Here is a 24626-nt window from a genome sequence, read left to right as displayed (position 1 = left end):
TCTGTGCGGCCTTGAATCGAGCATTTGCCGTGCTCAGGTAGAGAATTTTTATACTGAATTAGTACGTTGACAAAAAAGGGTGACCGGAATTATGATTGGAAGCTGACTTCCAATAATTAGGTATTGTAAAAAACATTCGGATGAAGGAATAAGGGGGGATAACGATGTTAAATACAGAGAAGCAAGCAGGCAAAGCAAAGCAAAAAGCGGAGCTGGACGAATCGAAGCGGTCTTATGTGTGGGCGCTCCGGTTTCTGCTGCCCTATAAGAAGCAAATCGCAGCGCTTGCGGCATGCGGCACGATGGCGGTCGTGGGAGAAACGCTAACGCCTAAGATGATCCAATACGTCATTGATCATGTCGTAGTTAACAAAGATACGTCATTGTTTATCACTATTTTAGCAGGGCTTACCGTCATCAATTTGCTCATGCTCATCGCCAAGAACTACCGCAACCTGCTGCAGCGGACGATTGGGGAGCTGGCCTCGCGTGATATGCAGACGGCAATCTTCAAGCATCTGCGCAAGCTCGGGTTTTCTCATTATGAACGGCATCCGGCGGGCGAGACGCTGTCGATGTTCAACTCCGAGGTCGCTTCCGTTCAGAAAATTTACCGCAACGTCCTGCCAAGCGTCATCGAAAATTTACTTTTCATAGCAGTGGCAATCGTGCTGCTGCTCAGCATCAGCGGCTGGTTATGCCTAATCATGCTGCCGACATTCGGCCTTTATTATTTATTTGGTCCTTATTTTGAGCGCAAAGCAGCTTTGTACGGCAGGCAATCCGGCCAATCCCGAATCGACTATAACCAAGCGGTATACGAGAGCATTTCCGGCATGCGCGAATTCCGCGCCTTTGGCTCCCAGCCCTGGTACCATGAGCGAACGCTCGGCAAACACAAAAACTGGTCCCATTATTATTTGCTCGCCGCAACGTACAGCTTCGGCAGAGGAAGCTTTCGGCGGTTTACCTTTTATTTGGGTGCAATCGCTTTGTTTATTACCGGCTACTACTCTTTGCAAAATCAATGGATTACGTTAGGCGGTTTTATCGCCTTTACCCTCTTATACATGACAACGATGTTTCGCCTTACCCTGCTCGTCACGCAGCTTACCGAGCAGAAGCTCATTATCCACCAGACGATTCCGCTGTTCCGGTTCATGCATAAGCCGATTGAAATTGATGATCCGGCCGAGCCGGTTACTCTCGATAAGGTGCGCGGGGGACTTGTATTCCATAATGTTCATTTCCAATATCCGGGGCAGCCTCCGGTCATTAACGGCTTCACGCTAACGATTAAGCCTGGCGAGAAGGTGGCATTTGTAGGGGCGAGCGGTAACGGCAAAACGACGATGTTCAAAATGATCGGACGGTTTTATGATCCGACCGCGGGGACCATCAAGCTCGACGGCGTGCCGATTCAGCAAATGACGCTGGAACGTTTACGCGAGTCCATCGGCTATGTGTTTCAAGAGACATATTTGTTCGGATCCTCGGTCAAAGAAAACATTCGCTTCGGCAAGCCGGAAGCGAGCGACGAAGAGGTCATTGCGGCCGCAAAAGCCGCGTACGCGCATGATTTTATTATGCAGCTGCCGGAGGGCTACGACACGCTCGTCGGCGAGCGGGGCATGAAGCTGTCAGGCGGACAGAAGCAGCGCATATCGATTGCGCGCATGTTCGTGAAGCAGCCGGCTATTATTTTGCTCGATGAAGCGACCTCTTCGCTTGATAATGTAAGCGAGTATGAGGTCCAGCGGGCGCTGGATGAGGTGCTAGTGAACCGAACGACGATCGCGATAGCGCATCGGCTGTCGACGGTAAAGCATTTTGACAAAATCGTCGTCATTCATGAGGGCCGCGTTGCGGAGGCAGGCAGCTACGAGGAGCTGCTCGACCGGAAAGGGCTGCTGTATGAGCTGGAAAGCGGACTAACGGAAGCAGCGGAAGGAAGGGTTGCGCATGAAGTATCTTAAAATCTTTTGGACCAATTCGGTTTTGCTAAAGGGCACTTATCTGATTGTGCTGCTCTATCTTGCGCTGGAATCGGTATCCAATTACACACTTGTCTATGTTCAAAAGATATTAATCGACGATGTGTTTACGAAAGGGAACTATGAGCTGATGCCCGTTGTAATCGGAATCTTTGCGATTGCGGGCATGGTGTACTCGCTCATGTTTACGATGACGAGCCGGAGCCTTGTGCGCAATGAATTTGCGGTCAGCCGCTCGCTGCTCTCCCGTATGCTGAAGCGGCTTGAAAATGTCCCGGTCGAGCGGTTTCAAAATGAACGAACCGGCAAATACGTCTATTCGTTCACGCAGGATCTGTTCATATCGGCGAGCGTAATCGGCTGGCAGATCCCGCGGGGGATGCAGGAGACGCTGAACCTATGCATTTTGATGGCGATCATCGGCTTCTCCAGCCCCATCCTGCTGCTAATGATCGTAGGACTATGTGTGATTTATGTATTGATCGGTTATTATTTCACGCCAAAGCTGAAGGCGCAGGCCAGACAGGTAGCGGAGAAACGCACCGCGCTTCTGATCCAAATCGAGGAAGGCGTCGCATCTACGCGCGAGGTGGTCGCATACCACCGGTTAAAATGGGAAGAGAAGCTGTATAACAAAATGTTCGCGGAATATTTCGACCAGGTCATGATAGAAGGCAAGCTTGTTAATCGGCAAATTCGTTACAGCGATCCGATGAAATGGGGCATTGGCATTCTCGTGCTGGGCTACTGCGGCATACAGCTTATTCATGATCAGATGTCGATCGGAACATTCGTTATATTGTTTCAGTTTTCAACGCAAATGTCGGATTCCTTTTACAATTTGTTTCAGTTCTTCATGAGTATGTCGTCACAGCTTGCGAATGTGGACAGGGTACAGCGTATTTTGGAGCTGGAGCAGAATGATCCTGGTTCACAGGGTATGGAGCGTAAAATCGAGCATTTATCCTTTAACGATACGAGCTTTCGCTATTCGCCGGAGCTTCCGGAGGTTATCCGCGGCTTTACCGCAGATCTGCCTATCGGACGAAAGATTGCATTCGTAGGGACGAGCGGCGGCGGGAAATCGACGATTGCCCAGCTCTTGGTACGCTTCTATGATGTGTCGATGGGAAGCTTTAAGCTGAATGAAAGGGACGCCCATACCTATAACCGCGAACAATGGGCCCGGAAGGTAGCGATTGTGTTTCAAGATCCTTATATGTTCTCGGATACGATTCGCGAGAATCTGATGCTCGGCCGCGACGGGGTGACGGAAGCGGATATCGAGGAAGCCTGCCGCATTGCGCAGATCCATGACTTTATTCTAGGGATGCAGGGTGGTTATGCCACCAATATCGGGGAAAGAGGGATTAAGCTCTCCGGCGGACAGCGCCAGCGCATCGCCATAGCACGCGCTATTGTCACAAACCCGGAGATACTAGTGCTGGATGAAGCAACCTCGGCGCTTGATCTGGAGACGGAGCGCCAGCTGCTTGCCGCGCTGGAGGCAAGACGGGAAGGGCTGACGACGATCATGATCGCGCACCGTCTGTCTACGATTGAGAATGCGGACGTCATATTTGTAATGGATCAAGGTGCTTTAGCGGAAACGGGCACGCATAACGAGCTATTGGCTAGAGGCAAGGTTTATCAGCAGCTGCTTATGGCGCAGCGTTAAGGGCAGGTCTCACGGAATGTGAGGCCTGTTTTTTTTGAAATATAAGAATTTATAAGTTTCACATTTATAAATAAGCTTTTATTTCACCGCGAAACGAGCTTATGCCGCCAAGGACGGCGACAGCCGTTTACGCTTGTACCTGCGCACAGCATAATCCAGCTCCAGTGTCGGCGCCTCGCATTGTATAACTAGAATGAATCGCTTACAATAGTATCGCGAAGGGCCTAAGCGATGTGGAATGTACACATTTATACTCAAAACGAAGACAAAGGTGTCGATCGGATGAAGCGTTTTAAAGCAAAGCTCGGAATTATATCGTTTGAGAGATTAACCTTAAAAAAGAGAATCATTCTAATTTTCGCTGCAAGCACGATCATTCCTTTCCTTTGTACCGCGCTTGTTTCTAATCATGCGATTACTTTAATTTTAAGCAAAAACTTAAATTCCGGAGTTCAAAGCAATTTGCATCAGGTCCAATTATCATTGGAGACGACCATTAGCAATTTGAATCATGTATCGCAGCAATTGGCTTATCCGGGCAGCGTCGGTATGATGCTGGAGCAGTATTTATCCGCAACCCAGCAATATCAGAAAGCCGTCTTAATTGAAGATATTCAAACGGAGCTGAATCTGATTACGTTCACGAATCCGTCTACAAACTTAGTCATGTACTATTTTAAGAATGAAGATAGCTATATGTTTCAAAACAATGCCATAAGAGAGGATTTCTCGTTAAGTAAGCTGCCTATGCTTGCCTCCTATTACGGGATCACTTATTACGGTCCGCATATTAGCAACAGCATGTATAATAATGAGTTTGTGCTCTCCGCACTGCGGCGGGTGGATGTGCCTGGCCGTGAAGGTATTTACGTCTATATTGAATCAGGCTTTAAACTGACGCAAAGTATTCTCGAAAGCGATCGAATCGGCAAAAACTCGTTTCATCTTATTCTCGATAACGATGGCCGAATCGCTTACAGCGAGGCGGGCAGCATCTTTCCCCAGAACGGCTATTTTTCTCCGGACGGCAAACCGTCCGATCATGCGGTGGGCGGGGATTCCGGACTGATGAACGGCTATTATTGGTTTAAGGGCACAAGCAACCAGGGCTGGAGCGTTGTGTCGCTTATCCCGAAAGAGGATTATAACGAGGAGAAAAACCGCTGGATCATAAAGATGATCTATTTGTTTGCTTTATTTACGAGTATTGGTCTCCTTCTCGCTTGGCTGCTATGGAAGATGGTTTATAAGCCCTTGAACCAGTTTAATATGGAGATGAAAAACGTGATCAGTACACGCATTCAGTCTCCAGTAGTTCGCACCACTATCCCTGAATTCAACTATCTGCTAAAACAGTTCCATAATATGAAGAATCAAATCGCGAACCTGTTTCAGGAGGTGGAGCAGAAGGAGAAACGAAGAGCTGATCTTGAGGTGGAGAAGCTGCTTTACCAGATAAATCCGCATTTTCTTATGAATACGCTGGATACGGCCCATTGGCTGGCCGTGATGAACGGGCAGAAGGAAATTGACCGTTTGGTGCTGTCCTTAAATAAGCTGCTGCACTATAATCTGGGCAAACTAGGCCAGAAATCTACAATAAGAGAAGAAATTGATTCACTCAGGCAGTACCTCATTTTGCAGCAAATCCGTTATGACTTTGCTTTCGACGTGCGGATTGAAGTAGAGGACGATGTGCTGGATGCAGCGGTACCCCGCTTTATTTTGCAGCCACTTGTGGAAAATTCACTGTACCACGGTCTAGATGACGATGGCTACATTCAGGTAGACGTAAAGCAAAAAGAACATATCGAGATTACGATACAAGATAACGGAGCGGGCATTACGCAAGAGAAAATTGAGGAGCTGCTTAACGAGCCGAAAAACCCGCAGGAGAAGGTCGGCATGGGTATCGGTATGAACTATGTCAAACGGATGCTTGAGTCTTATTATGAGGGTCATGCGAAGCTGGACATTGTAAGCGAAATTTCCAAAGGTACCACTATACGCCTTACATTACCTTTCAGGGAGGTGAGCCAAGATGATGAACGTGTTGGTCGTGGATGACGATAAACTGGTAAGAAAAGGGCTGATTTCGGCGATGCCCTGGCATGATTTTGATTTGCATGTTATTGGAGAAGCCAAAAATGGCGAGAAGGCGCTTGAATTTCTGGCAACTGCGGAGGTCGATTTACTGCTGACTGATTTGGCGATGCCGATCATGTCCGGGCTTGAATTGATGAGAGTCGTACGCAAGCAGTATCCGCATATCTTTATCGTCGTTTTAACCCTGCATCAGGATTTTGAATATATACAGGAGGCCCTGCGCCTTGGGGCGATTGACTATATTGCCAAGGTTCAGCTCGAGGAGGAGAACTTCGAGGAGGTACTGGGGCGGATTTGCGGACGTATAGCCGAGGAGCAGGCGAAGCTGGAGGCACAGGAGAAAGAGCGGGGCAATGAGACGCTCCGTTTGGATATAGGGTATGCGATGATCGCCGTCACGCCCGAGGATAAGGAGCAGGAGCGGTCAAACGTACCGATTCCGGCCGGTCAAACGACAGAACGCGAGATTATGCCTCATTTAAGATTGTGGCTGCCGGCCGATGAACAGGCTGCTACCCAGATTGGAAAGCAATTAGCCGAGGCGGCAGCGGATCATCCGGAGCTATGCCTTCTGGAGCTAAGCGGCTTGGAGGGACAGGCCATCTCAAAGGTAGAACGATTGCTTATTGCGTACAAAGCCAGCGGTTTCTTTTATGACTATCGAGAGGATGTCAAGATTTATTCATTGTCCGTTCCTCATGTAAAGGAACAGCCGGCTGAGGTGGACAAAGCAGCCCTTTTGTCCGTAAGGGAGAAAGGCTTGTCTTTGGAGTGGGTTCACAAGCTAGCGCAATATGAGCAGCTTGTCGAGCAATTGTATGAGCTGCGAATGCCTTCTTCTCAGCTTGTGAATGAATTAAACCAGTGGATCGTAGAGTGGAATCGGATTTATCAGCCGGCAGCCTCAAGCAGTCTTGAACCGCTGGCATCGATGGACGCTTGGGTACACATTGAAGATTGGCTGGGGAGGACCCGACAGCTTCTGCTCGAGGCATTAGGCAGACCTCTTTATTCGTCAGACGTACAGGATTGTATCGTAAAGGCCGTGCAGCTCATTCATGCCGGTCTTGCCGAACGACTGAATGTGATAAGCATTTGCCAGCAGGTAAACATGAGCCGGAGCTATTTCAGCCAATGCTTTCGGGACATTATGGGCGTAACTTTCAATGATTATGTAAGGCAGCTTCGTGTGGACAAGGCGAAGGAGTATTTGACGAAGAGCAATAAGACGATCTTTTGGATCGCCGAGCATACGGGCTACGCGGATGAGAAGTATTTCAGCCGGATTTTCCGCAAGCATACAGGACTGCTTCCAAGCGAATTTCGGCAGCTTCGCCGCGAAGGTGAACAATCGTCCAAAACATAGGGAGACAAATGTCCGATAGCTCGTAAATCTGCGATTAAGGCCACAAAATGAGAGCATTTCCCCACCTTATTATGAGACCGTACTCTAACCATGAGAACGGTCTCATTATGCTATTGTAAGAGTAAGAAAAACATCAACGCGAAAGAAGGGGTGCAATATGAATAAAAAAAACCAAAGCAAACTGCTTCTGTTTATGATTATGCTGCTTGTGATCAGCGCTTGCAGCAATGCAAACAATTCCCCAAACAATACAGGAACGAATGCGGAGGGCGCAAATACGCCGAGCAATTCGGAAGCTCCTCAGGACCCGTTCGGCAAATACGCGGAGCCAATTAAAATTAGTATCGGCATGGAGGTTGATCCCACGGACAAAAGCTTGCCTGCCGGAGATACGCCTCTAGACAATCAATATACGCGCAACATCAAGGAAAACCTGAATATTGAGGTGGAGCACACTTTTACGGCATCGGGTGCGAACATGCCTCAAAAAATCAGTTTGGCTATTGCCAGTAATGATCTGCCGGATGCCATGGTTGTAGGACCAATTGAACTGCGGCAAATGGTCGAGGCTGATCAATTGGCGGATTTGACAGACGTATACAAAAACTTTGCGTCCCCTACGATTAAGGAAATTATCGAAGGCACAGGCGGCGCTGCATTAAAAGCGGTTACATTTGACGGAAAAATTATGGCGATCCCCGGTGTCCAGCTGAAAGCAGACGGTGTTCATACGATGTGGATTCGTCAAGATTGGCTGGATAAGCTGGGCCTTGAGGCTCCAAAAACAATTGAGGATTTGGAGAAGGTTGCGAAAGCCTTCGTCGAGCAGGATCCGGATGGTAACGGCAAGGCGGATACCATCGGTATTTCCGGTCCGCAGAGCGGCGACGGCAAGATGTATGCGAACTTCCTGGAATCGAAAAATAATCTGTATGGCTTTGACGCTATCTTCTCTGCCTTCGGCGCGTACCCGGGCTTTTGGGTTAACGGAGCAGATGGCAAGCCTGCGTATGGCTCTACCCTTCCGGAAACAAAAGAAGCGCTTGTTAAGCTGAGCGAAATGTACGCTGCCGGTCTCATCGATCCGGAAATGGCTGTGCGTAAGGATTCGAAGGAGCCGGTTGTAAGCGGCAAGTCAGGCATGTTCTTCGCACCATGGTGGATGGGCTATGGACCGGTATCCGATGCCGTCCAGAACGATCCGAAAGCAAACTGGCAGTCCTATGCGCTGCCGCTGAACAAGGATGGCAAGTTCAGCCCGCATATCGGTACGCCTTCCAGTGAATTTGTTGTCGTCCGCAAGGGCTATGAGCATCCCGAAGCGCCGATGAAAATGCTGAACAATTTGTTCAAAAACGAAGCGGAAGCGACCTTTGATCCAAGCAAAGGCGGACCTGGCTTTTATCCGCTCCGCCTGGTATATGCGCCTTCCGACGAAACGGAATATACGGTTAAAGCGATACGCGAGGTGCTGGCTGGCACCAAGAAACCTGAGGATTATGCAGCAGACGTTAGCTATAAGCTGCTTGCATCCGATCTGAGAGATATTAAGAAAGTAAAGAACGAGCCTTACGATCAAATGGGCATTGGAACATGGAATCCAAGCGCGGATATGGGCATTTGGACGCGGGCTTACTCGATAATGGTAGGCGGGACTCCGCTTGTCGATACGAGCATGGAGGATGTACCGAGTTTGATTTACGAGCAAACGCCATTGATGGAGAGCCGGTGGGTCAACCTGAAGAAGATGGAAGATGAAATGTTCTTGAAGATCGTGATGGGCGCGGCTTCAGTTGATACCTTTGATACCTTCGTGGCTGATTGGAAGAAGCAAGGCGGAGATCAAATTACACAGGAAGTAACAGATATCGTTAACCCGTAGTTTGAAAAATGGCGGCGCCGATGTAATGTCGGTGCCTTGCCGCTTGAAATCATCGAAGGGAGAGATAGCATGAAAACGAAAGGGTTTGCCAAGCATTATTACCTCATGCTGTTGCCAGGCTATCTTTGGCTACTGATTTTCAGCATCATTCCCATGTTTGGCATTATCATTGCATTCCAGCAGTTCAACCCCGGGAAGGGGATTTTCGGATCAGAAATTATTGGCCTTGAGCACTTTAGATATATGTTTGCGCTTAATGATACACGGGATGTGTTTGTTAATACGCTGTACATTGCCGTTATGAAAATAATTGCGAATCTCATCGTGCCGCTTATGTTTGCGCTGATGCTCAACGAGCTGCGTCTATTGATTATGAAACGATGGGTTCAAACGATCGTATATTTGCCTCATTTTTTGTCATGGGTTATTCTCGGCGGGATTGTTCTTGATCTATTCTCCTATAAAGGGCCTATCAATCAGCTGGCTGGGCTGTTTGGGATGGAGCCGGTCATCTTTTTTGCCAATGCGAGCTTGTTTCCCTATCTGGTGGTAGGCAGCGATGTATGGAAGGAATTTGGCTTCAATACCATTATTTATTTGGCTGCGCTAACTGGCATCAGTCCTGCATTGTATGAAGCGGCGGGCATAGACGGCGCCTCGCGGTTTCGCAGCTTGTGGCATATTACGCTCCCTGGCATTCGGACGACCGCAGTGCTGCTGACCGTTCTTAGCTTAGGAAATGTGCTGAATGCCGGCTTTGATCAAATATTCAACCTATATAACCCGCTAGTATACTCAACGGGGGATATCATTGATACCTGGGTGTACCGGACAGGCTTGCTTAATTTACAATATGAGCTGGCAACAGCTGTCGGATTACTGAAATCCTTGGTCGGCTTCATCTTAATTTCCGTGTCCTACTACTTGGCATACAAGTTCATCAACTACCGCATATTCTAACGAGCACAGGAGGTGACGGGATGGTTCGCGATACAACAATCCGTTCAAAAGCTTTCGATATTTTATTGATTATCGTCTTGGTTCTCATTACTCTCACCTGCATTTTGCCGTTGTGGTATACGCTTGCGCTATCACTAAGCTCAAATTCGGCTGCTGCGGCAGGCAGAGTTTGGCTGTGGCCGATAGATTTTAACTTCAATGCGTATCAGCAAATCTTACAAGACAGTCAATTTTTCAACTCCTTCTGGATTTCGGCGAAACGCGTTTTTCTTGGGGCTGGCCTGAATCTGATTGTGGTAGCCATGATGGCTTATCCGCTCTCCAGAAGCGTGCAGCAATTCAAGGCGCGTAATGTGCTCATGTGGACGCTTATATTCACTATGCTGTTCAATGGCGGTCTCATTCCGCTATACTTAACGATCAAAGAGCTGGGCATGCTTAACAGCATATGGTCGATGGTGCTTGTCGGCGGTGCGCATACCATCGTGTTTAATGTCATTCTGACCGTTAACTTTTATCGGAATCTCCCAAAAGAAATGGATGAAGCGGCGCTCGTAGACGGAGCAGGGCCGTGGGATGCGTTAATTAAAATTTACATTCCGCTTGCTGTGCCTGTGCTAGCAACCGTAACCTTGTTCAGTATTGTTTATCACTGGAATGAATTTTTGTACGGACTGATCTTCATGACACGGGAGGAATATTATCCGCTGCAAACGTATATCCAGCAGCTTGTCGTTTCCGTCGATCCGTCTACGATGACGGAAGATCAGTATAAGCGCATGTCGGAGCTGTCTAACCGGACATTGGATGCCGCGAAAATATTTATCGCCATGCTTCCAGTTCTAGTTGTGTATCCGTTTCTTCAGCGGTTTTTCATTCATGGGATTACGTTAGGTTCGGTAAAAGAATAGCTGATAGCAGACTGCTGTGTAACAGGCTGATGCTGCTATATCCAAGAGAAGGCTGATGATCTGTTTCCGCAATTTGCGGCCGCAGATCATCAGCCTTTTATTGTAGTTAACAACCTTAGGATTTAGGCCAATAATACTGATCTTGGACCATATCCAGAAATCCAAACGATTGGCTGTTATGTTCAGCAGCAATAGCGCTATAATGGAAGGAAAGCAAAATTTAGAGCAAAAGGGATGATAAAACTCGTGAACGTATATAACAGCGGGTCGGCTTTAGTGAAGCAAATTGCCGAGACGGAGCTTCCGGAGCAGGTATTGGCACTTTGGGCATTGGGACAAGAGGGCTTTCTTGTCAAATGGAAGATGAAAACAATCTTGTTTGATCCCTATTTGTCGGACTGGGTTTACGAGCTCAGCGGCCCGCCGTGGTCGCGCGCCTTCGAATCGCCACTTCAGCCATCGCAGTGCTTGGATGTGGACTACGTCGTTTGCTCGCATCATCATGAGGACCATATGGATAAGCTGACGCTGCAGGCCATCGGGAAATCGACAAAAACGCGTTTTATTGCGCCGAAGGCCCATCTTCCGCTGTTGAAGGAGTGGGGTCTGCGGGAAGATCAGCTGATTGGCATCTCGCATGGACAAGTATTGGAGCTGGAGGACGGCATTCGTCTCGAAGCGTTTGCTGCCAAGCATGAGCAATTCGAGCAGGATGAAGCAGGAGAGCATAAATTTCTTGGATTTGTAGCAGATTTTGGAGGCATTCATCTTTATCACGCGGGAGATACCGTAGGTTTTCCAGAACTGGTCACCTGGCTGCAAAGCAGACAGATCGATATTGCCCTTTTACCTATAAACGGACGGGATTTTGTGCGCAATGAGCAGGGAATCGTCGGTAATTGCAACTATCGCGAAGCCGTCGAGATCGCTGTGCAAATCCAGGCCGATTTATTAATACCGATGCATTACGGCCTATTTCCGCATAATGATGAGAACCCGGCTTATTTCGTCGACTATATTCATCGCAATTATCCGGCTAAGAAGTTCCATATGTTCGCCCCGGGCGAGCGATTTATTTATATGAAATAAGAGTCCCCACATGATTTTGCGGCAATAGGACAAAATGAGGGAGGCAGGATGATTGGAGGTGACAGCTGTGGCAAACAGAGGACTTGTGACCGCGCTTACGGCTGTAGGAGCAGCTCAACTGCTCAAGCTGCCTTTGCATTATGCAAAAACCGGAACCTGGGACATTCGGAAGCTAATCGGTTCAGGCGGTATGCCTAGCGCGCATTCGAGTGGCGTATCGGCCTTAGCGGCATACACGGCGACCAAATACGGCGTCAAAACGCCCGAATTTGCTATTTCCGCGATGCTTGGCATCATTGTAATGTATGATGCCATGAATATTCGCAGGCATGCAGGTGAAATTGCGGTACAAGTAAACGATCTGGACGAGGACGTTGAAAAGCTGGCTGGGAAGCATCCAGGCATTTATCATAAGCGCAGGCGCGAGCGGCTTAAGGAAAGCCTTGGGCATCAGCCTCGCGAGGTAGCGGCGGGTTCGCTGCTTGGTGCTTTGTTTGGCTTTATTGGAGGCATAACCGCATTCAAGAAATAATGATGGTACAGCAATGAAATCGTTTTTTTTAAAGGTTTAAGCCCTTTATGGCTTAAACCTTTTTTATATATAAGAATTTATAAGTTTTCACTTATAAACGTGCTTATATATCTCCGCGAAACGAGCTATTGCCGCCAAAGGACGGATGCAGCCGTTTACGCTTGTATGCGGGCAGATGACTGCCTTGTTTCATTAGTTATATAATGGAGAAGTCTTACCATTTATATGCATGCGAAAAGGGGGATTATAAAAGTGACGGAGCAATTATTATGGATGCATGGAGCGCCGTTTGCGCTCGGGAATACGGATGAGGATTGCCCTGCAATTACGCCTTATTTGGTGAAAGGCAACAACCGTCCTGCGGTTATCGTATGTCCAGGCGGAGGTTATGGCGCGAGGGCGTATCATGAAGGCGAGCCTATTGCCCAGTGGCTGAACAGCTTGGGCATCTCAGCATTTGTTTTGCGTTACCGGGTTGCGCCTTACCAGTATCCTTGCGCGCTGCTAGATATACAGCGGGCGATCAGAACGGTCAGATTCAAAGCCGGCCAGTTTCGCGTAAATCCGAACAAGATTGGGATACTGGGCTTCTCAGCAGGCGGCCATTTAGTGTCTAATGCGGGTACGAGCTATGACAAAGGAAATAAACATGCGGAGGATGTCATTGAACGCGAGTCATGCCGTCCGGATTTGCTCGTATTATGCTACCCCGTGATCACGCTCAAAGAGCCCTATGCGCATGTTGGTTCTAGAAATAATCTACTTGGTAAAGAGGCCTTGCCTGAGAAAGTGGCGCAGCTGAGCAGCGAGGCTCAAGTAACCGAGGATACGCCGCCTACTTTCCTGTGGCACACTTCGGATGACGCAGCCGTACCCGTGGAAAACAGCTTGTTGTTTGCTGCGGCTCTTAGAAAACATAAAGTCCTCTTTGATCTGCATGTGTACGCCAAGGGCCGGCATGGGCTCGGGTTGGCCGAGGATGAAGAACATACAAACGAATGGACGACGGCTTGTTCCTCTTGGCTCGCGTTCAATGGATATAAGTCTTAGGCATCATAATTAAACGCAAACAACGATTTGTCTGACAAAGCTTCCTTTTCGGGTCGAACAGCGGTCTGCTATAGAAAATCCAGCGTGTGCAATAAGCTCGTCCATAGGATCAGCAGTGATGACAATCACCTTGTTAGCGATGCGGCGGGCATGCTGCAGCAATGATAGCTGTTCTTCTGGTGTTGTGCGAGAAAAATGGTTATAAGGCATATCCACAATAGCTGCGTCGTAATGGCTCGTGATGTCGGCAATATCTCCGCAAACGACATCCGTATTGAACTCGAAATGCGCTAGGTTTTCAAGCGTTCCCCGAATGACAAAGGGGTTGATATCCCGGCCGACAATGTTTATGTTCATCGACAGCGCTTCAACTAACACAGTTCCAATGCCGCAGCAGGGGTCGATTGCGGTTATCCCGAGTGGCTGAGGCACAGCAATATTTGCGGCGGCCCTGGCTACCCGGGTGCTGAGCGCAATGGAATAGCTCCTCGGCTTTTGCATTTGCGTAAGCCAAACAGCCTTGCTCTTGATATAATTGCCGAAATACCAACGCCCGCCCCAGTATAAAATGCCGAAGCTAAAGTCAGGATTCCGCACATCGGCTTCCCCTTCAATAGACATGCCAATTTCTCGTTCAATGCCGCGTTGATCATCGAAATCGATTTTATCCTCCTGCGGAAGGTCAGTCATTTTGACGAAAATGACCTTGAACGTCGCATCGTCTAATTCGATTTGCTTCACCTGCTCCAAAATATCCTCTAGACGCTCGCCTTCATAGAGAACCTCAAGCCGCTCTCTCATAAAAGGGCTGCGGTCGGGATGGACATCAATATCACTCATCAAAAGCCCGGAGTCTGACTGTTTATCAAAAAACGAGCGCATCTCCAGATGGCAAAGCTCTGTTTCTTCCAATCGATAGCCGTAGGTATATAGGTATAACGGTGGTTGATTTCTAGTTTCCAGCTGATTCGCATCCTTTATAAAAAAACAATTGAGGTTTCTAGTATACAGGAAACGGCAGCCCTTACAAAGGAATGGTGTGGAATGAGGGGGTATTGCGCGCGGAATTGCATAAAGCCGCACGCGACAGCGGAAGACGCTGCCGCGTGCGACGAGGCGGTCAGAGAAAACGAAACAGCGGTGCTGGGAAGCTAACCGATGAGCGATACAGCTTGCTGCTCGGCTTGCATCAGACGTTCGCGTACACGAACGACTTCACCGATAATGATAAGAGCGGGATTGGCAAGCTTCATCGTGACAGCTAACGTATGGATATCCGATAGCGTTCCTACGATGGTACGTTGACGATTCGTTGTGCCCCGTTCAATTAAGGCAACGGGCGTTGCTGCGGATTTCCCATGCTTCAAAAGTTCTTCGCGAATCGCAGGAAGCTCGCTTACTCCCATGTAAATGGCCAGCGTATCGACGCTGTGAGCGAGTAAATCCCAGCGAATCGGCGATTTGTCGCCGTGACAGCGGCTGCCGGTCACGCAGGCGAAGGAAGCGGCATATTCACGGTGTGTGACGGGGATGCCGGCAGCAGCGGCAGCGCCGATAGCTGAGGTGATCCCGGGCACGATCTCGTATGGAATGCCCCAAGAGGCGAGCTCTAAAGCTTCCTCGGCGCCTCTTCCGAATACTAGTGGATCGCCGCCCTTAAGGCGGACAACCGTTTTACCTTGTTGCGCGTATTTGACGAGTGCTTCGTTAATCAGTTGCTGAGGCATCGCATGCGAGCCGGGAGCCTTACCACAGTAAACCAGCTCCGTATGGGAACTAGCATAGGCTAATAATTCTTTGCTGATAAGMCGATCATAGAGGATAACGTCTGCCTGCTGAATACGTCGCATGGCTTTTACCGAAATAAGCTCTGGATCGCCTGGACCAGCGCCGACTATATATACCGTACCTGTCTTTATGTTTCTCATAGGCTGCTCCCTTCGGCTGATTATGCCGTTTTAGTATCTGAATTTAATTCCTTCTCTTCTTAGACCGTTACGTAGATCGATCCGCTCTCACTATCGATTTCGGTCTCAAAGGTCGTTACGCAGCCATCGTCAGGCTCATGCACGCGTCCGCTGCGCAGATCAACCTTCCAGTCATGAAGCGGGCAGTGTACGGCTGTGCCGCACACCATCCCTTCCGAAAGCAGGCCGCCCTTATGCGGGCATTTATTCTCAACGGCAAGCACGCTGCCGTCCGTTAACCGGAATACGGCAATTTCAATGTCTTTTACTTGTATGCGTCGTGATCCTTTTACATCTATATCCGAAAGGTTGGCAACTAACAGCTTTGTTGTCATAGGTAACTCCCCCTGAAAAATATTGTTTAGCAAAGCTCGATGCTAAGAATTTCGCTATATGTCATGTGAAACACGCAGGCTAAGCGTGAATACTATAGCTGCACGGGCTGAGCGCTGTTCAATTGCTCGAAGTTTTTACGGAGTTCGTCCGTTTCGACAATTTGCTTCCACGGGTCAGTTGTCAGGCTGAGTGTTTTCTCGATACGCGATTTAAGGGCAAGACGCTCTTCGCGATTTTCAAGGCCTTTCTTGACATGATCCAGACCAACGCGTTCGATCCACTGAGCGGTACGCTCGTTCCATTGTGCATTTTCCCGGTAGAGCTGCAAGAATGCGGAGGACCATTCCATCACCTCATCTTCTGTTTTGACGATGCAGAGAAGATCGGTAGCCCGGACTTTTACGCCGCCGTTGCCGCCGATATGAAGCTCCCAGCCTCCGTCAATGGCGACTACGCCAAAATCCTTAATTGTAGCTTCCGCGCAATTTCGCGGGCAGCCGGAAACGGCAAGCTTAACCTTAGCTGGTGTATTGAGACGTTCGAATGCCTTCTCCAGTTTGATACCCATACCGATTGAATCCTGCGTACCGAACCGGCAGAAGGTTGATCCAACGCAAGTTTTAACGGTTCTAAGCGTTTTACCGTATGCATGACCGGATGGCATATCAAGCTCTTCCCAAATTTTTGGAAGATCCTCTTTTTTAACGCCGAGTAAGTCAAGCCGTTGTCCGCCCGTGAATTTCACCATCGGAACATCGAATTTTTCAGCGACTTCCGCAATTTTTTTCAAATCAGCTGGGGAGGTTACGCCGCCGTAGATACGCGGAACAACGGAGTACGTGCCATCCTTTTGAATATTTGCATGATAGCGTTCGTTGGTAATCCGGGATTCATTCTCATCCACGTATTCCTCTGGATTAACCATGCCGAGGTAGTAGTTGAGCGCCGGGCGGCATTTGGAGCAGCCCTCCGGATTGCTCCAGCCAAGAACGTTCATGACTTCATTAGTTGAGTTGAGATTCATGCGCGTAATTTCCGCAACGATCTCATCTCTGCTATGCGTGGTACAGCCGCAAATGCCTTCTTTTACCGGCTCGCCGACCGCATCGCCGGCATATAGGTGAAGCAGTCCTTCCACTAGCGGTTTACAGCCGCCGCAGGAAGCGGATGCTTTCGTGCAGGATTTGATCGCACCAACGGTGTTGCAGCCTTTGTTCGCGATGGCATCCGCTATCGTTCCTTTTGAGACCCCGTTACAGCCGCAAATGATTTCATCATCGGCCATCGCCTCAAGTCTGTTGCCGCCGGAAGATTGGCTTAATAAATCGGATGAAATACCGAGCAGAATTTCTTTCTCGCGTCCGGCAATCGATTCGCCTTTCTTAATAGAAGCGAATAATTCAGCACCGTCAGACGTATCTCCGAATAGCACTGCGCCAATGAGCTTGCCGTCTTGAACGACAATCTTTTTGTAGGTGTTTGCCATATCATCTTGAATCTTGAGAGAGCGGGTGCCAGGCGCTTCATCAAAGCGGCCAGCCGAGAATACGTCAACGCCGGATACTTTAAGTTTGGTCGAAGTAACCGAGCCGGCATAACCTGCCGTTTCTACTCCAGCTAGATGCTTGGCTAGAACGGCGCCTTGCTCATAAAGCGGAGCCACAAGGCCGTAGGCGATACCTCTGTGTTCGGCGCATTCGCCTACGGCGTAGATGCCAGGTACGCTTGTTTGCATGAAATCATCGATGACAATCCCGCGGTTTACTTCGATGCCCGTAGCTCGTGCCAAATCCACGTTAGGTTTAATTCCGACGGCCATAACGACCAAATCGCCGTCTACCTCGCTGCCGTCAGCGAAAACTAACCCGGTTGCACGGTGTTTGCCTTTAATGGAAGCCGTGCTTTTTTGCAGCAAAAATTGCATGCCTTGCGCTTCTAGCTCGCGCTGCAGCATTTTGGCCGCCGCCTCGTCCAACTGGCGCTCCATCAAATAGTTAAAAATGTGGACGACATTTACTTCCATTCCCAGATGGAGCAAACCGCGTGCTGCTTCAAGCCCGAGCAAGCCGCCGCCGATTACTACGGCTTTCTTGTATTTTTTAGAAGCGTCGATCATCACTTCACAATCGTGAATATCACGGAATGCGATAACGCCTTCTTTGTCTGCGCCTGGAAGAGGTAGCATAAATGGATTAGAGCCGGTTGCAATAATGATGTTATCGTAGTCTACTTCAACGCCTAAATGGGAGGTAACCTTCTTAAGTTCCGTATCAATTTTCGTTACCTTGTGGCCTGTATGAAGGGTAATGTTGTTATCTTTATACCAATCCCAGTCGTTAATGACGATTTCTTGCATATCGGCGCCGCCAGCTAGGACGGAAGACAGCATGATGCGATTATAGTTGGGATGAGGTTCAGCACCGAAGATCGTAACGTCGTAGCTATCAGGAGAAAGTTTGAGTAAATGCTCGATCGCTCGAACACCCGCCATGCCGTTGCCGATCAATACTAATTTCTTCTTAGTCGTAGTCATTGTATTTCTCTCCTCTCAATCTCAGCCTAAGCGGGAATAAGAAAAGCCTGCTTCGCTCTCAGGAGAACGTACGTCCCCTAGGAAAACGAAAGCAGGCTTCTTTGCCGCTTTAAACGAGTACACCGTTGTACTCGTGAATGTTATGAATATGATAACGTAAATATACAATGAATTCAGAGTTCATGTCAAGAAAGTTGACATGAAAAACGTTGAAAAAACTTGGTTAGTGACAATTCACACTTTTGTATGTTATATATAATCACAAAGGTATCGGCTTGTGCTGTGTTCACAAAAAGTCGAATAGGAGGGGGCGCTTCGAAATGCGTTCTTTGTTAGTGGTCGAACATCGTGCGGCAAACGAGGTGGCAATGGCGGACCCTCAGTCGGATCAGCTTTCCAAGAAACAAACGCCAAAGTATTTATTAGAAGACTATGGTTATCAGGTGCTTCGTGCAGGTGACGAGAAGAAGGCTGAGTTGCAAATGAACAACGCAGACGCAGTCGTGCTTCATGTGCCTCTTAATGAAGTGAAGTTATGGAGAGCAAAGCTGTTGAAGCAAAAAACCGTTCCGTTGCTATGGTGGTGCAGCGCGGCTTCGGCGTCTCATTCGGCAGCATTTTGCGAGGATGACATTCAAGTGGATGGCATTCTAAMGCCTTCGATGAGTGAACAAGAACTTCACTGGGCTCTTCATTTTGGCTCCAAGCAATGTTTCGAGAGGCTGCAATGGATAAATGAACGGAAGCAGCTGGAAGGAAGGCTTGAGGAGCGGAAATGGATTGATATGGCAAAAGGGATTTTGTGCAAAATTAAAAATATTTCTGAAGCGGAAGCTTACGATGTGCTGCGGAAGCAGGCTATGAACGAGCGTAAACGCATGGTGGATGTGGCGACATCGATCGTTAAGGTCTATCAAATCCTTCAGGATCAAAAATAAGGGGGCTTTGCGATGATGATCAACCTATYAAAGGAAGTAGCCCGGGGAAAAAGGGGGGCGCGGGATCTCACCTATGATGAAGCATTGCTTGCGGCTAACGCTATCCTTGATTTAAAGGCAACCCCGGCGCAAATAGGCGCCTTTTTCATTGCTGAACGTATAAAAATGGAAAACGTTGAAGAAATTGAAGCTTTCGTAAACGTATGCCGCAAGCATGCGCAGCGTGCGCCTATCCAACGGGGGATTGATTGTGCAGGTCCGTATGACGGCAGAAAAAAAACATTTTTTGCGACATTTTCTACCGCGTTTGTTCTTGCGGCTGCAGGATTGCCGGTTACGCTTCACGGAGCGGCCTCCTTGCCGCCAAAATGGGGCATCACGCTGCATGATCTGTTGAAGCAATCAGATATCGATGCCGATCTGCTTTCCCGGGATCGTATTATCCATGCCGCATCGGAAACGGGTGTGCTGTACGTGCCCGCGGAGGAATGGTGTCCTCCGCTTAAAGCGCTGCGTTCGATCCGGATTGAGCTAGACATGCGAACGGTGCTGAATACGGCGGAGAAGCTAATCGATTATTCTCATTCCCCTTATTTAATATTCGGGGTTTATCATAATACCGTATTTGAGCGTATGGCCAAATTAGCGAACAACTTGGCCTATAAGAAGGCGCTCATCGTTCAAGGGGTGGAAGGCTCGGAGGATTTGTTCATCGAGCGGCCGACCCGCACTTATTTTGTAGAGGATGGACAATCGCAGCTTCATATTATTGATCCAGACGCTTACGGCCTGGAAACCTCTGTACCGGAAATCAAATGGACGCCTTTGGAGCAGGTGCAGGAAACGGAAGCTGTGTTGCAAGGATGCGGACACATCGCGTTCGCCAATCAAGTCATGCTTAATGCAGCCGTGAGGCTCAAGCTGGCGGAGAAGGTTGATTCAATCGAGGAAGGCCTTTACGTCTGCAAGGATTTGCTGGATAACGGCGCAGCTTGGGAGCTTTACCGCAGATGGCAGAATGTTATGCGGAGTGAGAGCGCTCAGCCCTGCAACAGCTAATAGGAGAAATAGAAAGGCCTGTGCGCAATTGCGCACAGGCTCTTTTTATTTAGTTCTGTAAGCAAACGGATGCTGCAATTACCGCTTGTTTATTCATAAAGTCTCTGTAATAAGCCGCTTGCCTCTTCCGTGCAGCTTGAAGGAAAGGAAGGATTTCTTGCTGAATTCCCAGTAGTAGAGACAGGCAGAGAGCCTGAATTTGAGTGCCAGGTAGTATATACTCTTTTGTATTGCTGCATTTGTAAGTGAGACCCAAAGTCTTCGTGCTATCCGTAAACATCTCGAGGGTAATGAGTCTGACAAGGCAGAATCATATTTTTGCCCAAATGAAGGTTTTTGTTACACAATAAGGTGAAATTAGATCGTAGTAACTGCTATACTGAAAAGTGGCAGCTAGTTGGATAAGCCACAGCTTTGAAGATCCCAATGTAAGGGTTTTATGTTAGTAGCCTCAATAAAGCAAGTCGTAAGATGGATAAGGTGAAAAGGGGGATATCATGTCTTTTGTAAATCGATTGCGATGGTTTTTTAAGGATAGATGGGGAAGCTATGTGCTTGCTGTCAGCATTATGGCATTAGTCAGCTTGTTATCAACGGTACCGCCCATTCTCATTGGCAAAACGGTAGATCACATCCGCGAAGGAGAGCTGACTTCGTCTGGCTTGACGCAGACGGTGCTGCTTTTAATCGGTCTTTCCCTATTTTTATACATCATGGTATACATATGGATTACGACGCTGTTTGGAAATTCGGCTCTAGTCGAGAAGGTGCTGAGAGGACGGCTGCTTGCGAATTTGACGAGGATGACGCCTGCTTTTTTCCAGCGCAACAGCACGGGCCAGCTTATGGCTTTAGCTACAAATGATGTGCTCGCGATCGGACAAACGGCCGGCTATGGCGTTATGACGCTCGTGAACACGCTTGTCGGCGCTTCGGTAGTCGTTATTATGATGATTTCACTCGTAAGCTATAAATTAATGATTGCGGCTCTTATTCCGCTTCCGCTGCTCGCGGTCGTAATCAGTAAACTGGGCAAAAAAGTGAGAACACGCTTTCTTGACGCGCAGGCTTCTTTCGGAAAAATGAATGATCACGCGCTGGAGTCTATCTCAGGCATACGCGTTATCCGCTCTTATGTACAGGAGAACGATGACCTATATGCTTTCAATAAGGTGACGACAGATGTGATGCTCAAAAATAAGCGGGTTTCCATTTTGAATGCGCTGTTCCAGCCGATCATTTCGTTAATTGTCGGGGTCAGCTATTCCATTGGGATCGGCTATGGCTCTTATCTGGTCTTCCAGGATGAGATTTCGCTCGGGCAGCTCATTTCATTTAATATTTATTTAGGCATGCTCATTTGGCCTATGATTTCTTTTGGCGAGTTTATCAATGTCCTGCAGCGCGGAAGCGCTTCGGCTGACCGTCTGGATACGGCGCTGACGCAAAAGCCGGATCTTAAAGATTCAGATAAACCCGTTGCGATTAAAGTTCCTACCCGCATCGAGATGAAGCGGCTTACCTTTACTTATCCTACTGCCAGCCAGCCTAGCCTAGCTGACGTTTCCTTTCAGCTTGAACGCGGCCAGACGCTTGGTATCGTAGGCAAAACGGGGAGCGGGAAAAGTACGCTGCTCAAGCAGCTGCTTCGCCAATATCCCCTAGATCAGAAGCAGCTGTTTATTGCCGGCGTACCCGTGGAGGAGATCGCGATCGATCAAATGCGGCGCTGGATCGCCTATGTTCCGCAGGAGCATCTGCTGTTATCCAAAACGATTCGCGACAATATCGCATTAGGCAAGCCGAATGCGACTTCGGCAGAAATCGCGCATGCTGTTCAAATGGCTTCCTTTACGGAGGATATAGCGCAAATGCCTGAAGGGCTTGAAACTGTCGTCGGCGAAAACGGGGTGATGCTCTCGGGCGGTCAGAAGCAGCGCCTGGCTATAGCGCGTGCCCTGCTTATTGATTCTGAAATTTTGCTGCTGGATGATTCGTTATCGGCGGTGGATGCGCGGACTGAAAGCCGTATTCTTCACCATATCAGGCTTGCTCGCGAGGGGAAAACCACTTTTATTTCGACACACCGTCTCTCAGCGGTTAGTCATGCGGACTGGATTATCGTGCTGAACGAAGGGCGCATCATTGAAGAAGGCACGCATGAGGAGCTAATGCTGTTCGGTGGCTGGTATAAGGAACAGTGGGAACGGCAGCAAATGGAAGCTAGCTTGGAAGAATGAGGAGGCTCTAGAATGCCAAAGCAATCGACGGCGAGAAGACTATTCGCATATGCTCTCGTTTATAAGTTTAGAATTATCGGCGCCCTGCTTATTCTTTGCAGCGCAGTCGGGGCTGAGCTTGGCGGTCCTTTTATTATAAAAACGATTATTGATAAGCACTTAGCAGCCGGAGGCGGCGAGTTAGTGCCTGTACTATGGCTTCTTGCCTTATATATGGGATTGCTGCTTGTAGCAAGTGTCGGGAATTTCTCGCAGTCGTATATTTTGCAATCGACCGCATTGCAAATTATACAGAACATGCGCATGGATCTCATGCGGCATATCCAGCGAATTCCGCTGCGCTATTTTGACAATACGCCGATTGGTCAGACCGTATCGAGAATCGCAAACGACACGGAGGCGGTGCGTGATCTGTTCATGAGTTTCATGGCGACCTTCGTTGTCAGCTTCGTGCAGCTCATCGGCATTTTTACGGCGCTGTTTATCTTAGATGTGCGCTTGGCGTTGTTTTGCCTGCTGCTGCCGCCGCTCTTTGCGCTCATTATGGTCGTGCATTTGAAATATTCGAAGAAATACATTACTGTCATGCGCGCTAGACTCAGTGATATGAATGCCATGATCAATGAATCGATCGTCGTCATGCCAATTATTCAAGCTTTTCGCCGCGAGAAGGTGACGCTTGAGGAGTTTGAAGTTCTCAATGAGGATCGTTATGTGAATCAAATCAAACAGTTTCGGGTATTTTCTCTATCTTCGAGGAATATCGTAGGCACGATCGGAAGCTTGGTTACGGCAATGGTCATTTGGTATTTTGGCCGCGCTTCTCTCGAGACGGCTATTATGTACGGTGTGTTTTATGCTTTTATTGACTATTTAGGACGCATTTTTCAACCGATTATCGGTATCTTCGATCAGCTGACAAATGCGCAGCGTGCGTTTGTTTCCGCGGAGAAGGTGTTCGCAATACTGGACATGGAAGGCATGGAGGTTGAAGAGGTTAATCAGGTGAAAAGACCGGATGGCGTCGTGAAATTCGAAAATGTTACCTTTGCTTATAAACAAGGCGAGGATGTGCTGAAGCAAATATCGTTCGAAGCGCGAAAGGGTGAGACGGTCGCTTTGGTCGGGCATACCGGATCGGGCAAGAGCTCGATTATGAACCTTCTGCTCGGCTTTTATGAGCCGGATAAAGGGGCAATTACGATTGACGGACGTAACATTGCGACGTATTCGAAGCAGGAGCTGCGCAAGCATATGGGAATTGTGCTGCAGGATCCGTATCTGTTTGCGGGGGACATTAAATTTAATGTCAGTCTGTACAATAAGGACATTTCACTCGACCGTGTGAAAAGCGTGCTAAAGGACGTCGGCGCAGCTCCGTTCATTGAACAGCTGCCAAACGGCTACGATGAATTGGTAGTTGAGCGCGGCAGTACGCTGTCATCGGGGCAGCGGCAGCTTATCTCCTTCGCCAGAGCGCTGGCGTTCGATCCGTCGATTCTCATCTTGGATGAGGCGACTGCGAGCATTGATAGCGAGACAGAGGGACTTATTCAACAGGCGCTCCGAGTGGTCAGCCAAGGCCGAACGACGCTGGTTATCGCGCATCGTTTGTCTACCATTCGCGAGGCGGATCAAATTCTGGTGCTGCATCGCGGTGAGATCGTGGAGCGCGGAAACCATGATGCATTAATGGCCCTTGAAGGCAGGTACTTCAAGATGTATCAGCTTCAGAAGGGCGAGAAGGGCACCGTGGAACGGGCAGGTGTGCCGAAAGAAGCATAAATCGAACAAAACAGGGCCTAAGGTTCCGTATATATGACATAAACAGTCATGTGTACGGAGCTTTTTTTGTTCGAATAGGGCTGTTTTTAACTCTGTTTTTCTAATACTTTCTACCAATTGACAGGATATTTGTTCCAATGTATACTCTTCAATAAGTTTAATGTCAGTTTACATTACATTTGATTCACGCGGCCCTTAGC

General features: G+C 48.5%; 18 protein-coding genes. 14 read left to right on the top strand and 4 right to left on the bottom strand.

Annotation, left to right across the window (positions count from 1 at the left end; all coding sequences use genetic code 11):
- The first annotated feature begins 164 nt into the window (after positions 1–164).
- From AC1DLI_RS12590 to AC1DLI_RS12545, 10 genes are all read left to right on the top strand, one after another.
- On the top strand, positions 165–1976 hold the full coding sequence (locus AC1DLI_RS12590; RefSeq protein WP_477603006.1) for an ABC transporter ATP-binding protein: 1812 nt from the start codon (positions 165–167) through the stop codon (positions 1974–1976).
- Positions 1963–3672 (top strand): ABC transporter ATP-binding protein, encoded by a 1710-nt coding sequence (locus AC1DLI_RS12585; RefSeq protein WP_477603004.1) that lies wholly within the window; start codon positions 1963–1965, stop codon positions 3670–3672. The genes AC1DLI_RS12590 and AC1DLI_RS12585 overlap by 14 nt, the downstream gene beginning before the upstream one ends.
- A gap of 282 nt (positions 3673–3954) precedes the next feature.
- Positions 3955–5739: a sensor histidine kinase gene (locus AC1DLI_RS12580; protein ID WP_477603002.1), complete on the top strand. Its 1785-nt coding sequence runs from the start codon at positions 3955–3957 to the stop codon at positions 5737–5739.
- Positions 5714–7144 carry a response regulator transcription factor gene (locus AC1DLI_RS12575; RefSeq protein WP_477603000.1) on the top strand — a complete coding sequence of 477 codons (1431 nt, stop codon included), beginning with the start codon at positions 5714–5716 and terminating at the stop codon, positions 7142–7144. The genes AC1DLI_RS12580 and AC1DLI_RS12575 overlap by 26 nt, the downstream gene beginning before the upstream one ends.
- Positions 7145–7301: 157 nt before the next feature.
- Complete coding sequence (locus AC1DLI_RS12570) at positions 7302–9026, top strand: extracellular solute-binding protein (RefSeq protein ID WP_477602998.1); 1725 nt, start codon at positions 7302–7304, stop codon at positions 9024–9026.
- 69 nt (positions 9027–9095) lie between these two features.
- Positions 9096–9986, top strand: a complete 891-nt coding sequence (locus AC1DLI_RS12565; protein WP_308996065.1) for an ABC transporter permease — start codon at positions 9096–9098, stop codon at positions 9984–9986.
- 20 nt (positions 9987–10006) lie between these two features.
- The gene (locus AC1DLI_RS12560; RefSeq protein WP_308996064.1) at positions 10007–10897 is read left to right on the top strand and encodes a carbohydrate ABC transporter permease; all 891 of its coding nucleotides are present in this window, start codon (positions 10007–10009) and stop codon (positions 10895–10897) included.
- A 246-nt stretch (positions 10898–11143) separates the two neighbouring features.
- Complete coding sequence (locus tag AC1DLI_RS12555; protein ID WP_477602995.1) at positions 11144–11986, top strand: MBL fold metallo-hydrolase; 843 nt, start codon at positions 11144–11146, stop codon at positions 11984–11986.
- 67 nt (positions 11987–12053) lie between these two features.
- The gene (locus AC1DLI_RS12550; RefSeq protein ID WP_477602993.1) at positions 12054–12518 is read left to right on the top strand and encodes a divergent PAP2 family protein; all 465 of its coding nucleotides are present in this window, start codon (positions 12054–12056) and stop codon (positions 12516–12518) included.
- 273 nt (positions 12519–12791) lie between these two features.
- A complete protein-coding gene (locus AC1DLI_RS12545; protein ID WP_477603411.1) occupies positions 12792–13568 on the top strand; it encodes an alpha/beta hydrolase in 777 nt (258 codons plus the stop codon).
- 9 nt (positions 13569–13577) lie between these two features.
- Here the strand turns inward: AC1DLI_RS12545 and AC1DLI_RS12540 are convergent, their stop codons facing one another.
- From AC1DLI_RS12540 to nirB, 4 genes are all read right to left on the bottom strand, one after another.
- Entirely contained in the window at positions 13578–14531 is a 954-nt protein-coding gene (locus tag AC1DLI_RS12540) for a TRM11 family SAM-dependent methyltransferase (RefSeq protein ID WP_477603409.1), read from the bottom strand.
- A gap of 188 nt (positions 14532–14719) precedes the next feature.
- The gene (gene cobA / locus AC1DLI_RS12535; protein WP_477602991.1) at positions 14720–15496 is read right to left on the bottom strand and encodes a uroporphyrinogen-III C-methyltransferase; all 777 of its coding nucleotides are present in this window, start codon (positions 15494–15496) and stop codon (positions 14720–14722) included.
- A gap of 59 nt (positions 15497–15555) precedes the next feature.
- Positions 15556–15870, bottom strand: a complete 315-nt coding sequence (nirD, locus tag AC1DLI_RS12530) for a nitrite reductase small subunit NirD (protein ID WP_477602989.1) — start codon at positions 15868–15870, stop codon at positions 15556–15558.
- Positions 15871–15962: 92 nt separating this feature from the next.
- Positions 15963–18404, bottom strand: coding sequence for a nitrite reductase large subunit NirB (gene nirB / locus AC1DLI_RS12525; RefSeq protein WP_477602987.1), 2442 nt, complete (start codon positions 18402–18404; stop codon positions 15963–15965).
- 320 nt (positions 18405–18724) lie between these two features.
- Here nirB and AC1DLI_RS12520 point away from each other — a divergent pair, with 320 nt between their 5' ends.
- From AC1DLI_RS12520 to AC1DLI_RS12505, 4 genes are all read left to right on the top strand, one after another.
- Complete coding sequence (locus AC1DLI_RS12520) at positions 18725–19342, top strand: ANTAR domain-containing response regulator (RefSeq protein ID WP_477602985.1); 618 nt, start codon at positions 18725–18727, stop codon at positions 19340–19342.
- Between the two features lie 15 nt (positions 19343–19357).
- Positions 19358–20401, top strand: a complete 1044-nt coding sequence (locus AC1DLI_RS12515) for an anthranilate phosphoribosyltransferase (RefSeq protein ID WP_477603407.1) — start codon at positions 19358–19360, stop codon at positions 20399–20401.
- 497 nt (positions 20402–20898) lie between these two features.
- Positions 20899–22641: an ABC transporter ATP-binding protein gene (locus AC1DLI_RS12510; protein WP_477602983.1), complete on the top strand. Its 1743-nt coding sequence runs from the start codon at positions 20899–20901 to the stop codon at positions 22639–22641.
- A 12-nt stretch (positions 22642–22653) separates the two neighbouring features.
- Positions 22654–24426 carry an ABC transporter ATP-binding protein gene (locus AC1DLI_RS12505; RefSeq protein ID WP_477602981.1) on the top strand — a complete coding sequence of 591 codons (1773 nt, stop codon included), beginning with the start codon at positions 22654–22656 and terminating at the stop codon, positions 24424–24426.
- Positions 24427–24626 lie beyond the last annotated feature (200 nt).

Source organism: Paenibacillus sp. 01T443, assembly GCF_056398325.1.
This window is presented reverse-complemented; position numbering and strand designations above follow the sequence as displayed.